Annotated in this window: 20 protein-coding genes; 12 read left to right on the top strand and 8 right to left on the bottom strand. The window is 50.7% G+C overall.

The genetic code is table 11. The annotated features are described in order from the left end of the window. Positions 1-7: 7 nt before the first annotated feature. The 8 genes from BC440_RS03050 to BC440_RS03010 all read right to left on the bottom strand — a co-directional run bounded on the left by BC440_RS03050 (position 8) and on the right by BC440_RS03010 (position 7,596). Positions 8-1,345, bottom strand: a complete 1,338-nt coding sequence (locus BC440_RS03050) for an APC family permease (RefSeq protein ID WP_063093952.1) — start codon at positions 1,343-1,345, stop codon at positions 8-10. Between the two features lie 7 nt (positions 1,346-1,352). Beyond that, complete coding sequence (locus BC440_RS03045) at positions 1,353-1,802, bottom strand: cytochrome c (RefSeq protein ID WP_063093950.1); 450 nt, start codon at positions 1,800-1,802, stop codon at positions 1,353-1,355. A 110-nt stretch (positions 1,803-1,912) separates the two neighbouring features. After that, positions 1,913-2,248 (bottom strand): YHS domain-containing protein, encoded by a 336-nt coding sequence (locus tag BC440_RS03040; RefSeq protein ID WP_064781637.1) that lies wholly within the window; start codon positions 2,246-2,248, stop codon positions 1,913-1,915. Between the two features lie 551 nt (positions 2,249-2,799). Then, positions 2,800-3,999, bottom strand: coding sequence for an ABC transporter ATP-binding protein (locus tag BC440_RS03030; RefSeq protein ID WP_063093946.1), 1,200 nt, complete (start codon positions 3,997-3,999; stop codon positions 2,800-2,802). Between the two features lie 69 nt (positions 4,000-4,068). Further along, on the bottom strand, positions 4,069-4,791 hold the full coding sequence (locus BC440_RS03025; protein ID WP_063093944.1) for a copper resistance protein B: 723 nt from the start codon (positions 4,789-4,791) through the stop codon (positions 4,069-4,071). Positions 4,792-4,793: 2 nt separating this feature from the next. Beyond that, on the bottom strand, positions 4,794-6,476 hold the full coding sequence (locus BC440_RS03020) for a copper resistance system multicopper oxidase (RefSeq protein ID WP_063093942.1): 1,683 nt from the start codon (positions 6,474-6,476) through the stop codon (positions 4,794-4,796). A 78-nt stretch (positions 6,477-6,554) separates the two neighbouring features. Beyond that, the gene (locus BC440_RS03015) at positions 6,555-7,121 is read right to left on the bottom strand and encodes a plastocyanin/azurin family copper-binding protein (protein WP_082822664.1); all 567 of its coding nucleotides are present in this window, start codon (positions 7,119-7,121) and stop codon (positions 6,555-6,557) included. 154 nt (positions 7,122-7,275) lie between these two features. Further along, positions 7,276-7,596: a hypothetical protein gene (locus BC440_RS03010; RefSeq protein WP_063093938.1), complete on the bottom strand. Its 321-nt coding sequence runs from the start codon at positions 7,594-7,596 to the stop codon at positions 7,276-7,278. 391 nt (positions 7,597-7,987) lie between these two features. Here BC440_RS03010 and BC440_RS03005 point away from each other — a divergent pair, with 391 nt between their 5' ends. From BC440_RS03005 to BC440_RS02955, 12 genes are all read left to right on the top strand, one after another. Further along, a complete protein-coding gene (locus BC440_RS03005; protein ID WP_063089330.1) occupies positions 7,988-8,317 on the top strand; it encodes a hypothetical protein in 330 nt (109 codons plus the stop codon). A 365-nt stretch (positions 8,318-8,682) separates the two neighbouring features. Next, the gene (locus tag BC440_RS03000) at positions 8,683-9,624 is read left to right on the top strand and encodes a hypothetical protein (protein WP_196871078.1); all 942 of its coding nucleotides are present in this window, start codon (positions 8,683-8,685) and stop codon (positions 9,622-9,624) included. 14 nt (positions 9,625-9,638) lie between these two features. Beyond that, complete coding sequence (locus tag BC440_RS02995) at positions 9,639-10,127, top strand: DUF411 domain-containing protein (protein WP_196871077.1); 489 nt, start codon at positions 9,639-9,641, stop codon at positions 10,125-10,127. Positions 10,128-10,140: 13 nt separating this feature from the next. After that, complete coding sequence (locus BC440_RS23060; RefSeq protein WP_155988749.1) at positions 10,141-10,278, top strand: hypothetical protein; 138 nt, start codon at positions 10,141-10,143, stop codon at positions 10,276-10,278. Further along, positions 10,275-10,760: a cytochrome c gene (locus BC440_RS02990; protein ID WP_063089329.1), complete on the top strand. Its 486-nt coding sequence runs from the start codon at positions 10,275-10,277 to the stop codon at positions 10,758-10,760. Before BC440_RS23060 ends, BC440_RS02990 begins: the two co-directional genes overlap by 4 nt. Beyond that, positions 10,757-11,362 (top strand): DsbE family thiol:disulfide interchange protein, encoded by a 606-nt coding sequence (locus tag BC440_RS02985; protein WP_063093935.1) that lies wholly within the window; start codon positions 10,757-10,759, stop codon positions 11,360-11,362. The genes BC440_RS02990 and BC440_RS02985 overlap by 4 nt, the downstream gene beginning before the upstream one ends. After that, positions 11,359-11,961 (top strand): TlpA disulfide reductase family protein, encoded by a 603-nt coding sequence (locus BC440_RS02980; protein WP_223305185.1) that lies wholly within the window; start codon positions 11,359-11,361, stop codon positions 11,959-11,961. The genes BC440_RS02985 and BC440_RS02980 overlap by 4 nt, the downstream gene beginning before the upstream one ends. A 13-nt stretch (positions 11,962-11,974) precedes the next feature. Next, positions 11,975-12,391, top strand: coding sequence for a hypothetical protein (locus BC440_RS23225; protein WP_197464517.1), 417 nt, complete (start codon positions 11,975-11,977; stop codon positions 12,389-12,391). Beyond that, complete coding sequence (locus BC440_RS02970; protein ID WP_063093933.1) at positions 12,384-12,644, top strand: hypothetical protein; 261 nt, start codon at positions 12,384-12,386, stop codon at positions 12,642-12,644. The genes BC440_RS23225 and BC440_RS02970 overlap by 8 nt, the downstream gene beginning before the upstream one ends. Positions 12,645-12,706: 62 nt before the next feature. Beyond that, the gene (locus BC440_RS02965; protein ID WP_063093931.1) at positions 12,707-13,357 is read left to right on the top strand and encodes an SCO family protein; all 651 of its coding nucleotides are present in this window, start codon (positions 12,707-12,709) and stop codon (positions 13,355-13,357) included. Next, positions 13,354-13,803: a copper chaperone PCu(A)C gene (locus BC440_RS02960; RefSeq protein WP_062956573.1), complete on the top strand. Its 450-nt coding sequence runs from the start codon at positions 13,354-13,356 to the stop codon at positions 13,801-13,803. The genes BC440_RS02965 and BC440_RS02960 overlap by 4 nt, the downstream gene beginning before the upstream one ends. Then, positions 13,800-14,447 (top strand): hypothetical protein, encoded by a 648-nt coding sequence (locus tag BC440_RS02955; protein ID WP_062956572.1) that lies wholly within the window; start codon positions 13,800-13,802, stop codon positions 14,445-14,447. Before BC440_RS02960 ends, BC440_RS02955 begins: the two co-directional genes overlap by 4 nt. Positions 14,448-14,489 lie beyond the last annotated feature (42 nt).

Genomic DNA, 14,489 nt, shown 5'->3' with positions numbered 1-14,489 from the left:
CGGTTTATCAATGTCCTGAGTGATCGTGACTGTGCGCCTTGGCCGATTGGTTTATCCGGTTTGACAGGAACCAACGTTCAAAAATGAACACAGCAACAATCATCAAGGTTGCAATGAGAACAATGGATGGGTCGCTTTGCAATTTCATGCCGGCGAAAACGAGCAATACGATGATGTCAAAGACAATCGCTGTAATCATAACAAAGCCGCGTGCACCTATTTCCTGCCGTAGATACTTAAAACATCCCCAGTGGATGAGCACATCCATGACGAGATAGAAAAACACTCCAAGTGAAGCGATCCGGCTTAAATCAAAAAAGATTGTCAACAGCGCTGCCACGACAACCGTGTAAACAAGCGTGTGGTCTTTGATTGAACCGGACATTCCAAAATGACTGTGTGGGATCATCTCCATATCAGTCAGCATCGCGAGCATTCTTGAGACAGCAAACACGCTTGCAAGTAAACCGGAGGCCGTCGCAACGACTGCGAGCAGCACAGTCAGATAAAATCCGGTAGGGCCCAATGCAGGCGCTGCGGCTTCGGCAAGGGCATAGTCTTTGGCTTTTATCAGTTCATCCAAGCCAAGACTTGAGCCAACAGCGAGCGCCACGAGAATATATACGACAACGCAAATCAGGATTGAGAACGTGATCGCACGGCCAACATTCTTGTGAGGGTTCACGATTTCAGCGCCGCTATTCGTGATCGTAGTGAATCCTTTGAAGGCTAGAATTGAAAGAGCAATTGATGCTACAAAACCGGCTAGAGGAAAACTCGCGCCGTCAGTTGATGACGGCTCGAACGAATATCCACCAGCCCACAGAGCTGCAATTGCAAACAAAGCAATTCCACCGATCTTCAGTGTGGCCATGACCATTGAAAACACACCAACCGATTTGTTCCCAGCTCTGTTGACAGCGTATGCAAAAATGATCAGGCAGACACCCAAGACCGGTATAAGAACTTCAAGCTCTGTCAAGTCAAATGCGCGCAAGACATAGGTTCCGAATGTTCTTGCCACCAAACTCTCGTTGATAACCATCGAAAAGGCCATCAGTAATGCTGCGCCACCTGCTATGGCTCCTGACCCGTATGCTTTTTGAAGGATCATTCCGATCCCACCCGCGGACGGGAAAGCATTTGACATCTTTATATATGTATATGCGCTAAAAGCAGTGACAAGTGCGCCAAATAGGAACGACAACGGGAACCACTTTCCTGCAAGTTCGGCAATTTGTCCCGTTAAAGCAAAAATTCCTGCCCCGATCATAACACCGGTGCCCATGGATATCGCGCCAACGAGCGAGATACTGTTTTTCTTGTATTCTGATTGATGATCCATCCCTGCCTCACATTTGATGTTGTTGGTACATAATGCCGTTTGCTTCCTGCAGCTCGCGTATATAACGAATGATCCGCGATACCTGTTCCGAACTTACCTGAGGTTGGGCTGGCATATCGCCAAAGGGCCAGTGATGTTGTTTTGCCCCGTTTTGAACAGCTAGATAGAATGCGCGATCTGAATGATGTCCCGGATTGTAGATTCTGTGCATCAGCGGCGGGCCTTGCTCTGTGCCTGTTGCATTGCCTCCGTGACAAGCAACACAGTTCATATCGAAAAGCTGGTTTCCTACCATGGCTTCCTTGCTGAAACTGGGGAGCGCAATTCCGCTATCGGTCAGTTCAAGATCTTTGATGTCATCTTTCCCGGGCAGAAACGAATTCAGGGTCATGGCGATGATCCCTACTGCGAAAAAACCGATAACCAAATACTTTGGCCAATTGATTTGTTTTTTCATTTTCTTCGGGCCTTTGTTTTATGCGTATGTATCAAATATTCGAAGACACGTGAGACCAAGGGAACTAGTCAACCCTGGTCCTGTTGCTGCCGCCTATTGATTTCGCTGAACTAGCTTGGCGATACGTGAGTTTGTCGGCTAATTGCGCTGCCATCGACATAGGTATCTGGCGACACTTCAAATTTCGAACGACAGGTGTCTGAACAGAAGTAGAATACTTCACCGCCATAAATGGCTGTTTTGGCGATGCGCGGATCGACAGTTTTATGACAAACCGGGTCAACGGCGGACTGAGGGTGCTCCCATCGGATTGCCTCAGCCTGACCGTCCGCTTGTTTCTTATTGTGGGTGTGCTTTTTGTGCCCAAACATGTGAGCACCGCAACCAAAGCGCATCATCAATATGATGAAGGCTCCCCAAAGCAACCAACTGAGAATATTTTCCATTTCTCTTCGCCATCCCATAAATACCTTTAGGTATGACTGTTCCGTCTGAAAGCAGCATGGTGCAGAACACCAAGGCTCGATCTGTACGCATGCCATCGGCAGGTGCAGAACCCAGAACAGTTATTCGCTATTTGTTCGGGAGGATCAGGATATGGGAGGCTGGAAAATCCATGACCGAGATACCGGCTGAAGGGACACTTCTTCTATCCCGTTCTGTACAGGAGAAAACTCGGAAACCGGTAGGATAATCTCGGTAAGGACCGCTGATGTGGAGTGACAAGAAACCTGAGGGCAGCACGAAGCCAGGTCATGCTGGTGTTCAACGTCAAAACCATTGAGTTCTGCAGAATGCGCAGGAAAAGATCCAGTCGACGCGACTGCAATATGGGGAGCAAGCATTATAGCGCTAATCCCGACGAGCAGGATCAGTACGGCGCGTATTAGTGCTTGCTGTGCATTCATTGATCAAACTTCCTTTGGGCAGTAACGTAACACTTATGCCCTTAAATATCGAGTTACGTTGACCTACCTCAATTAAGGGGACGTTTTTTTTAACCGACTTCAGACAGAACCGTTACATCTGCAAGCCGGTTGTCCGTACTGTTGATTTCCTTTGAGATGTAAGGTTTGATTTCGGAGTATCTGACGTGAGCATCGGCTTGCGCCTGATAGTAGCGAAAGAGCTCTTTTAGCGGAGCGCCCATGTCTTTGTATGCAGTTAATACTGCGATTAGAGCCCCGAGCGTGAGATCGCCTTTTATCACCAGATACCCTCCAATTGTGTAAAAGAAGAAGGGCGTCATCTGTGATATGAAATTGTTTAAAGACTTCATGACGAACTTGTTCTTGTGGATAGAGAGACGAAGGTCGTGAAGTCGCTTGTATGACCCGTAAATATCCCGGGCACCTGGCTGGTTATCGTTTGAGATGTTCCCTATCTTCTCGCCGAGAACTCTGACTTCCTTCAGCCGCGTTCGAGACAAAGCATTAATTTTCTTCTGGAATCTGGGGATGACAAAAATCTGAAGCGGCAACAGTGCGGTTGCGGCGATGCCCAAAACCAAATCTTGCACGAGCATGAAAGTCAGAATCGTCAGGAATGTACCGCCTTGTAACAAAGGCAGCACAATCGACTCTGCAGCATATCCAGCTACGGGCTCTACCTCCTGCACAATAACCGGAATCAATTCCCCTCCTTTGGGGGATGGCTTTCGAAAGCTGAATTTTGAAATATCAAGCCGTAGGCGGCGTGACATGTGTTCTGCCAGCGCACCGGATTGCAAATTAACCTGATATTTCAGCCAGCCATGCACGCCAATCGCCAATAAAAAAAGCAGACAGAGAGTAAGTAAAGCCATCGTTTGAGAGAACTCCATTCCTAAATAGGTAACTGGAAAATGTCCTGACTCAATGGCGTTGTTGATGATCAACTTCGGAAGCTCGAGGCTCATGTAAAGAGCCGGCAAAGAGGCCGTCGCCAGTAGCCCCAGTTTTATCTGCCGCTTCCATGAAGCTCTGAATATGTACTGCAGGAGCGCTGTTCCGCTCTTTGCCGAGGGCTTTTGAGCCTGTTGCGCAAGAACAGATCTGCGGCGTCTTAAAGCCCTGTATCCCGTCGCGCTGAGAATAATAATTAGCGCAACCGGCACCCCAAACACCACCAAATGGAATACAAGATGAACCCACCAGTGTGCATCGCTTGATATGTAGTGCGTCAAGCGATGCCCCATATCGTGGACGATTTCCATCATTGTAGTTAGGTTCCTTGAGAAGGTTCGGCAAAACAGACAGGGAGGAAAGTCCTCCCTGTCGTGTGATGCTTAGAAAAGAAGGCGGAGACCGGTTACGAGGTAAGTTGCCTCGTAATCTTCGCCGTCATCTTTTGCAAAGTCTGCGGTTTTGCCGAGTTTCCGCTCATAGGCAACCCCGATATACGGTGCAACGGCACGGTCGATGAGGTCATAGCTAAGCCGCAGTCCGATCTCTGCGCTTGAAAACCCGCGTCCGACCTCAATCTCGCGATCGTCAGAGAACGCAGCATTCAGCTCAAGCGAAGGTGTGAGGATTAAACGATTGGTCAGCAAGCCTTCATACTCAACATCAAGCCGCGCACTGCCGTCTCCGGTCTCGCTGACAAACAGATCAGCGTCGACTTCAAACCATTGAGGAGCAAGCCCCATGATTCCAACGGTTCCATACCAACGATCTGTTGTGCTTGGCGTATCCAGACGAATACCGGCTTTGGCATCGAAAAAGTCGCTGATTGGTGTTTGCAGGACCAGTCTGTTCTCGAAGTTTTCGTAAAGGTCGTTTTTGAGATCACGCTCGCCTTCGCCTTGCCAACGTAACTTCAGTTCATCGGTGCCAACAAATGCATCACCATCCCAAACGAAAAGATTTTCCCCTTCGTCACCAGAGCGGTATTCAAACTGCTCCATTTGAATGCCATAAAAGATGTGATTGTCTGCTTTGGCAGTGAACGAGAAGGACAGGATCGTGGAAAGAACACCACCACCAATCGCGGCCAAAGTTAGTGTTTTCATTGTTATTGAACTCCATTCTCAAGTGCCGCGACGGCTGGACCGCCCTCTACAACCACTTTTCGGAACATGCCAGAAGCCATGTGATAGCTAAGGTGACAGTGGAAAGCCCATTGCCCAGGTGCATCAACTTCGGTTTCCGAATAAACGGTCATGCCAGGGTTGATATTGATGGTGTGTTTAACCGGATCCCATTTACCGTTGCCAGTATCGAGGATTGACCACATCCCGTGCAAATGCATCGGGTGTGACATCATGGTCTCATTGACGAACTTGAAGCGCACCCGTTCGCCATATTTCAAGCGGATAGGTTCTGCATCTTCATATTTGACGCCATTGATTGACCACGTATAGCGTTCCATGTTTCCGGTAAGGCGCAGTTCAATTTCACGCGTTGCAGGCCGTTCAGGGTACAAAGGCTTCTGTGCCTTCAGGTCGGCATAGGAGAGGAACTTTCCGCCATTGGCTGCTTTTGGTGTCAAACCACTTCCAGCGGCATAGAAGGGATCATCTTTGGACATTCCCATCTGAGAATGATCCATTCCGGCCATATTCGAATGGTCCATTCCAGCCATACCGTTCTCGTTACCACTGCCCATCGAAGAATGATCCATTCCGGCCATGCTACCGTGATCCATTCCCATGTCCGCCATTGTCAGCAACGGAGCGTCCATGCGTCTGGCTGGCATTTCAGCTTTCAACCCTTCTTGCGGCGACAACGATCCGAATGCATAACCCGAGCGTCCCATTGATTCGGCCATGATTGCATACGGCTTTTCAGCTGTCGGCTGAACAATCACGTCGTATGTTTCTGCAACCGAAATGCGGAATTCATCAACCTTGACCGGTTGAACGTTGTTGCCGTCGGCCTGCACAACAGTCATTTCAAGTCCCGGAATGCGGACGTCGAAGTAAGTCATGGCAGATGCATTGATGAAGCGCAGGCGCACACGTTCATTGGCCTTGAACAGGCCTGTCCAGTTCTGCTCTGGTGACTTTCCGTTGATCAGACCGACAAATCCCTGAACATCTTCGATGTCGGTCGGCATCATGCGCATGCTGCCCCAGTCACCACGTTCCGACAACGTCGCACCGAAGCCATTTTCAGAGACATCACTGATGAAATCGCCAAGGGTGCGTTGGTTGCGATTATAATAATCGGGCATCATTTTGAGGTTGCGCAAAATACGTGCGCCGGAATGCGGGTGCTTGTCTTTCAGGACAACCACATACTCCCGGTCGAACTTGAACGGTTCTCGCTTTTTGGGTTCGATAATGATCGAACCATACGCTCCGTCCGGCTCCTGAAAACCGGAATGGCTGTGGAACCAGTAGGTACCGCTTTGCGAGACTGGAATGCGATATGTGAATGTTTCACCAGGAGCAATTCCCGGAAAACTGATCTCAGGTACGCCATCCATCTGATAGGGGAGGATCAAACCATGCCAGTGAATGGACGTGCTTTCATCAAGATTATTAGTCACATTGATAACGGCCTCTTCACCTTCTCTCAGGCGCAAGGTCGGGCCGGGCGAAGATCCGTTATAGCCAATTGCTTTTGTTTTCATTTCCCCTGTGTCGATTGTTACGTAGTCGACTGACAGGTCATATGTTGCTGCGTTCGCTACTGATGACACAGCAATAACGCTTAGCGCACCGAGAAGGGCACTACCAAGAAACTTGTTCATTTTTTGATATCCTTTGAGCCGGGTGCGCCCGAGGGGATAGGTAGGGTTTCCCTCTGGCACAAGCCCCAAAAGCAGTGATTACTGCAGGCGTACTTTCCCAACCATGCCACTTTCATAATGGCCTGGCACGTTGCATGCGTACTCAAGTTCCGCATCTTTGGGGAAAGTCCAGATCACCTCTGCAGAATCACCCGGCTCCAAAAGCACACTATTCGGGTCGTTGTGCTTCATGGTTTTACCGTTCCCCATGTCCATTTCCATCATGTCCATGTTGATTTTGTCTACTTCAAGGGCTCCGTGTTCCATCATCATCATCATTTCTTCCTGATGATCTGCATGCATTGCTGCAGTTCCAATGTTGAATTCATGAACGAATTCACCCTTGTTTTCGATCAGAAAACGAACTGTTTCGCCACCTCGGACGATAATTTTCTCTTTGTCGTAAAAATTGTCTTCCATCGTGATTCTGATGGTGCGCCGCACATCAGATATCTCGCCTGGTGCCCCGATTTCCGATGCACCGTCATTATGACCGCCACTATGACCCGCACCCGCAAAGGCAGGTGACTGAAGACCGACAAGCGCGCCAAGAATAAAGGTTGAAACGCTAACGCGACGCATAAGGGAATTCTTGAAGTTGGGCATGTATATGCTCCTAATAGATATTCAGTAAGAAGGCCCTCGTCCCATGTTCAATCACGACAACAGTCTGCGCTGCTGTAATTCAGGCAAAACGCTGTTTCATTCGAGGAACAGTGATTGAACCAGGCAAAGGGATGTTCGGAAAATCTGAAATATCTCAGGAACGCGGAGGCTTGGCTCTAACGTCCAAACCTGCGGAAGTCAAAGTCAGGTCCTGATACCAGTATGTTACCGCAAGCACCGTTGGGCTGGAAGACAGAACACCTTCTACTTCTTTAACGAACGGGCCGCAAACCGCCATACCGCAAAGATCCGCATGCATGTCACGTCGATCATGTTGCGAGCTATCAGAAACATCGATCATGACGCCGTGATGATTGTCATGGCCATGTCCCGAACCTGCTTGCACACCCTCAACCCCCGACAGCAGAACTGTCATGGCTATCGCGATTGCAAGAAAGCAGGAAAGAATGCGCACGGAACGTTCCTTAGTGATGCATTGCAACATACGCAATATCGGGCTCCCCCGGTTTCGTCAAGTGGCAATATTGTGGCAAAGACAGACTATTTCACGAATTTACATCTGCTGCTTGAGCCATCAGCAAGGTGAAAACAATAGATTACTGCATTCGTCGCCATGAAATCACGTTATGCGCTACAGATGAACAACCTGTTGTGCTGAGTTATTCACTAATCTGCGGGTATGACTTGCTAACAATCAATTTATAGATGAAGCACAATCAAATCCTATTAAATGCTGCGTAACCCAACAATTCTCCTAGTCTCTGGATATGGGCACAGAGGTGCAGCAATAGGATTTACTGTAGTTCGATATAGACAGCATCGCATCCTTGGGATAGAAGTAAACCATGCTCAATCGCATCAGGTTTTTGACCATACTTTTGATAGCTGCTTTTGCCGTCGGGACAAGTTTCCAGACGGTCAATGCTGCTGTTATGGAGGTCGGGATGCCGATGGCGGAATTGGCAATGGACAATTGTCAGGATTGTTCTGGCAGCGGCGACATCATGCCGGACTGCGATATTGCGTGCCCTCAGGTATCAACTATCGCAATTTCGCCTGTACAAGTTGCAATACCTGCACTCGCCTCAGTCGAGCATTTCGGGCCGACAGGCAGCCTTACCGGCCGCTCAAACTCTCCCGATCCATTCCCTCCCAGAACCAACACTCTGAACTGATATCTCCTTAATCCGTTTTGGTTTGAGGATATCAGTGTCATGGGGCATCACCGCGATTTCTCATGACATGCTTCGTGCCCGCAATTTTTGTTGTGGGCCTTACAGCTTCTTCAGACAAGGTTGGAAATCATGTTTTCCGATCTACGGGTGCCAAAATGTCGGCTTTGGTCGGTATTTCTTGGCGCAGTCGCGACATGCACCAAAGCATAGCTTCAGCTTCACTCAACGAGCAGGCGGCAATCCGCCCCGGCCTTGAGCGTCCCGCTTTTACTGGTGCCCGGCCTCTGAAGATCAAACCTTATAGGATCATTGTGAGCGGGATTCGGATTACGTTCTGATGCTCCAACTCCTTGAGAAACTTGCATATGAAAAGAAATACCATAGTCGCGGGCTCTGTTTCCAGACGTGCGCTGCTTCGCGGTCTCGTGACATGTGCTGGCCTCTACCTGTTGCCAGCAACAACCCTTGCCGCGGTTAGTGAAAGCTCAAACAGTGCAATTGCTTTTGATAGCAATGCGCTGATTATTGCACGCGGGTCATTGCTTCTGTATCGCGATAGGGATCGAAACTGGATAACATTGCCGGAGATGTCGGCAGGTTCCATTCTCACACTTGCAACACATCCGGAACGGCCGGGCCGAGTTATTGGTGGTCTGGATACCGGCAGGATTGTTCTGTCTGTAGATGGCGGGAAAAGTTGGGACGTACGTGGGCAAGGACTGCCAAAAGCGGCAGTCACTGCCATCACAACTGCGGCGACAAACCCAGATACCATATATGCCGCCATTCGCGGTGACGGCTTATGGCAGAGCGATGATGCTGGTCAGTCATGGGTGTTTGTCATGGACCGGCCATGGTTAGCGAATGCCGAGCGAGATCTGACAGCACTGTCTTCAGTCGATCTGGCAACCGGAATGGGTGGGATCTGGCTATATGCCGGAACCGATACCGGTGTAACGCGTGTGCCGGATTGTTTCTGCCGTTGGCAGGATGTTCAGCCGGGCGATGCCATGGATGCTCTTGCGTCCGGAAAGCAGGCAACTCCCAAAGTACCCTTACCTGAGGGTGAACCTGTGAGTGCGCTGGTCAGTGCGGTATCGCGACCGGCCACACTTTATGCCGGATTGCCATCCGGAATTTGGCAATCGCAGGATGCGGGTGTCACCTGGTTAAAGCGTTCAGAAGTTATCGCAACAGCACTCGCGGTTCATCCGCTACGCGCTGATGATCTCGTAATTGTGAATAACGACGGGGTTTTACAAAGCCCAGACGGTGGCAGGACGTGGACCGCCATTGCGAACATATGATGATGGAGAAACAGATGAGAAAATTAGTGATTGTGACAGGTGTTGCGATTCTGGCTGTTGCCGGAAGTGCTGCATTTACAATGTTTGCTCCGGGAAAAGGAGAGGCGCAAACGAACGTGACAGTAGCTGGTGAGAGAAGCAAATCGATCACAATCTATCGGGACCCGAACTGCGGATGCTGTGATGCCTATGGCGAATATCTTGAGACCAATGGATATCAGGTTACCCGTGTCGATGATCGCGATTTCGACAAGCGATCCGTTGCCGCCGGTGTCCCGGAGCAAGGGCTGGGCTGCCATTTGGCCGAGATTGACGGATATGTCGTAAGCGGGCTGGTTCCCGCCGAGATCATTGAACGGATGCTTGATGAACGCCCGGATATAACGGGTATCACGCTGCCCGGCATGCCACCAAATGCGCCGGGCATGGCACGTGAAAAAACCGGGACGCTGAAAACCTATGCGTTCGGAGAGGACGGCATTGCCGTTTACGCCAATGAATGAGTGTTTTGGACAGATGATGGATGGTTCGATGATGGGTGGCCCGATGATGATGCTGATGATGGCAGGAGGCGGTCTTGTGTTTCTTCTGATCCTTGCGATCCTGATCATGAGCGTTCTCGCGTTGTTTAAATATCTTCGGGGCGGGAAATGAGTGCGGTATCGCCCGGATCAATGGTCACCGGATTAATGGCTGGCGTCGGCATGGCTTTGTTGTTCGGCGTGATGGATGCCAGCGCGAAGCCCGAGAATCTGACTTTTCTCGAAAAGCCGCTCACTCCGGAACAGATAGCACTGGGCAAGGATGACTATGTTGAATTTTGCGCATCGTGTCATGGCTCAAATCTTGAGGGGCAGAAAAACTGGAAGCGCCGCCTTGACACCGGGCGGATGCCCGCGCCGCCACACGATGCCAGTGGCCACACATGGCGCCATAGCGATCAGGAACTGTTTGCGATCACCAAGTTCGGGGTTGGCGCTGTCGTGCCGGGGTATGAGAGCGATATGCCTGCATTTGAGGATGTGCTGAGTGATGAGGAGATCATCGCGGTACTCGGTTATATCAAGAGTGTCTGGTCGGACGAAGAACGCGAATTCCAGCACAATCTCAATCTTAAAGACGGGAGGGCGAGATGATTGCAGTCCCCAAAGAACATCGCCCGCAGAAACGGTTCAACCGGCTGATCTATTTCTTACCGCTTGGCATAGCATTGATATTGGGTGTGGCCCTAGCGAAGGGATTAACTCTTGATCCCAACACACTCCCCTCTGCCCTGTTGGGTAGACAGGTCCCGGAATTTGACCTTCCACCGGTAAAAGGTCGAACACAAGGTTTGTCGAGTACAGATATCAGAGGTGAGGTGTCGCTGGTCAATGTTTTTGCCTCCTGGTGTGTTGCGTGTCGCGAAGAGCATCCCGTGTTTATGAAACTGGCTCGCGACGGCACCGTCCCACTGCATGGCCTGAACTATAAGGATCAACCTGACGACGCTGCAGAATGGCTCGATAGTCTTGGTGATCCCTATACGAGAACCGGCGCGGATATTAATGGACGTGTGGCGATCGACTGGGGCGTCTATGGCGTCCCCGAGACCTTCGTTGTCGATGCGAAAGGGAACATTGCATACAAGCATGTCGGGCCGGTGACGGAAAAAGTGATGGCCGAGACCATTCTGCCAAGGGTCGAAAAATTGCGTAATGAGGCCTCAGGTGCCGGAACTGCGGAGGCACCTCGATGAAGAGCCTCTTAGTGCATATGAACCTGAAAGTGGGGTTTGCCGCTGGCATCATACTGGTGGTTGTTACCACATTGACCATAGTTTCGTTACGCAACGAGAAGAATGTCACCGATCAGGCAGCGGACAATGTAAGGCAGAGTCAACAGCGCTCGTTTGTCATGCATGATGCTCCCCGGCCTCTTCCCGAGTTCGGGTTCGAAAACGTCGAAGGTCAACCCATGACATTGAGTGATTTCGAGGGAACGGTCGTCTTGCTGAATGTCTGGGCTACTTGGTGTGTTCCATGCCGGGAGGAAATGCCGACTCTGGATGCCCTGCAGGCCGAACTCGGCAGTTCGGAGTTCAAAGTCGTTGCCTTGTCGATCGACCGGGCCGGAGTGGATGTCGTGCAGGATTTCTATACCGAAATCGGTATCCGGAATCTGGACTTCTTCATCGATCCAACCATGAAAACCACGACGGCTCTGGGTATCCCCGGTTTACCGACGACGCTTCTGATTGACAGGAACGGCCGCGAGCTTGGTCGACTTGTCGGACCGACCGAATGGGCGACAGCAGAGATGATAAAATTTCTTGAAACCCACATCTACACCGATTGAGGAAGGATCCCCTATGACTGAAATACAACGGACCAAATCCGGCAATACCTCGCTTGGACATGACGTGGTTCATGCCGTTCGATACTACCTGAAGGGACGTCGCGGTTTGCTCGTGCTGGCAGGAACCGCACTTGTCGCCGGACTTGCATTTAACTGGAGCTGGCTGGTTGCCGCCGGCATCGCGCCTTTGCTCCTCTCCGTTCTGCCGTGCGTAGCGATGTGTGCGCTGGGTTTATGCATGAACAAAAAGGCCTGTTCGTCGAAAAAGAGCGCCAGCGATATCGCCCCTTCCTCCGATGAAATCCCGAAAAACAGTCTTCCCGGCAATGAGGCCGGAAGGTCCCCGGCTGCATCAGGCGCAAATATAGCGTCTTTAACTCCGCAGTCGGGACATGAGTCCACAACCGAAAGGAATGTTAAAGATGCGTAAGTCAATCAAACTCACCGCTATTGCCACAATGATGGTCGCGGGACTGGCGACAACAGCCCTTTATGCCCAGGAAGCCCAAACTCCGGACATGCAATCCCCGATGATGGAGCATGACGGCAATTCCGGCATGGGGGATATGCAGGGCATGATGGGTATGATGAAGATGATGAGCCAGATGGGTCCGATGATGGAGCAGTGTACTGAAATGATGGCTGCAATGACCGATCAAATGCCGAAGCCTTCCGACAAATAACATCGTGACATGACACCCGCCCGGGACAAATACCCGGGCGGGATTTTCTACGGGATCGTTTCATGACATCGCATAATTTCAACCGGTTACGTTTCATCCGTTCTATATTATGGGGGATGGTTGTTCTTGCTGCCCTGCTCTTTGGCGGCGCATATATCTTCCAGGCTTCCGACCGCAAGCAAATGTCGTCGGGGGCCGAAGGGACGGGAGAAGCCGCCATTCACTCTGATTTTTCCTTGACCGATCATCAGGGAAACCGTGTGACCGAAGCAAGCTTTCCGGGGCGTTGGCAACTTGTCTTTTTTGGTTTCACACACTGCCCTGATGTTTGTCCGACCACACTTGCCTATATGGCGGATGCGCTTGACCGAATGGAATCCGAAGCCGACCGTGTGGCACCGATATTCATTACAATTGATCCGGTACGCGATACACCTGATGTCATGGCTGAATATGTCGAGGCCTTTCATCCGGCGCTGATCGGATTGACCGGTAGTAAGGAGGATGTCGCTGCAGCCGCCGAGGCTTTTCGGGTCTATTACGAAAAGTTGGACGACGATACAGCACCGGACGGCTATTTGATGGCCCATTCCGGGCATCTTTATCTGATGGCACCGGATGGGCGTTACCTGACTGTCTTTCGTGAAGGAGATCAGCCGGCAGAAGACATGGCAATCCGGATTCTCGCGATCATGAATGGGAGTACAATATGAAAAGAACAGCCATCGCCCTCGTCATGACCTTGCTATCAGCACTACCGGTTTCTGCCGGAAACCTTGTCGAAATATCTGACGCCTGGGCACGTGCCACGATTCTGACATCCCGTCCGGGTGTGGCATATCTTACGATCACAAGCGCTGCGACCGACCGCCTTCTGGAAATCACCACAGCTGTGGCCGACCATGTGATGATACATGATGTCGTCACGGTCGATGATGTTCGCCGGATGCGACATGTCATGGCTCTGGATGTTCCGGCCAACCGCCCGGTCACTCTGGCGCCGGGGGCAATGCATCTCATGTTGACGGGATTGCATGAAAAACTCCGTGAAGGTGAGAAGTTTCCCATGACATTGCGCTTTGAAAACGCAGGCGAGATTAGCATTGACGTCGCCATTCTTGGCATAGCTGCCGCCGGGCCGCAGGGGGAAACAGAATGATCCGGTGGTTGTTTTTGATCCTGGCGTTGACGGCCTCACCAGCTTTTGCGAATCATCCCGGTGAACACCTTGACGAGGTGATGGCGGATAAAGAGCCATATTTTGAGGTGACAAACACCGGAAAGGTTCCAGAGATAGAACTTTTTAACCAAAATCAAGGTCGCTTTAATTTGAGCGACCTTGATGATCAGATACTTATTTTAAGTTTTGTGCCAAGGGATTGTGGTGCAGCCTGTGCAGAACAGCAAACCCTACTGGCGTCCTCTCAGGCGAGGCTGAATATTAGCCCGATGCGGGAAATGGTCACGTTCATTACCGTTCATTCCGAAGATTTTTCAGATACTCCTTCTTGGGATCTGGTGAACTGGCGGCCTGTTATGCCGTCTTCGGATATCAGTGCTGTAACTGTTGCCGATAAATTCGCCAAATTGAGCCAGCGTGACGGGTCTGCGCCGATGATTCATATTATCGATCGGAATACCCGCCATGCCGGTATTTTTCACGGCACGAGTTTCAATCAGATGAATCTGATCCTTTACGTGAACGGATTGACAAACGCTGTCCACCCCCCAAAGCCGCCTGTTGAAAAGGGGTGGCTCGATCAGTTAACAGACTGGTTCTCAAAAGTAGGAAAAGAGCCCTGAACAAAGATAGGCTTAGCACTGTTTGGTTAGCTGACCTTCCTG

Origin of the sequence: Thalassospira sp. MIT1004 (assembly GCF_001858545.1) — a bacterium.
In the GTDB taxonomy this organism is placed as follows: Bacteria; Pseudomonadota; Alphaproteobacteria; order Rhodospirillales; family Thalassospiraceae; genus Thalassospira; species Thalassospira xiamenensis.
This window is presented reverse-complemented; position numbering and strand designations above follow the sequence as displayed.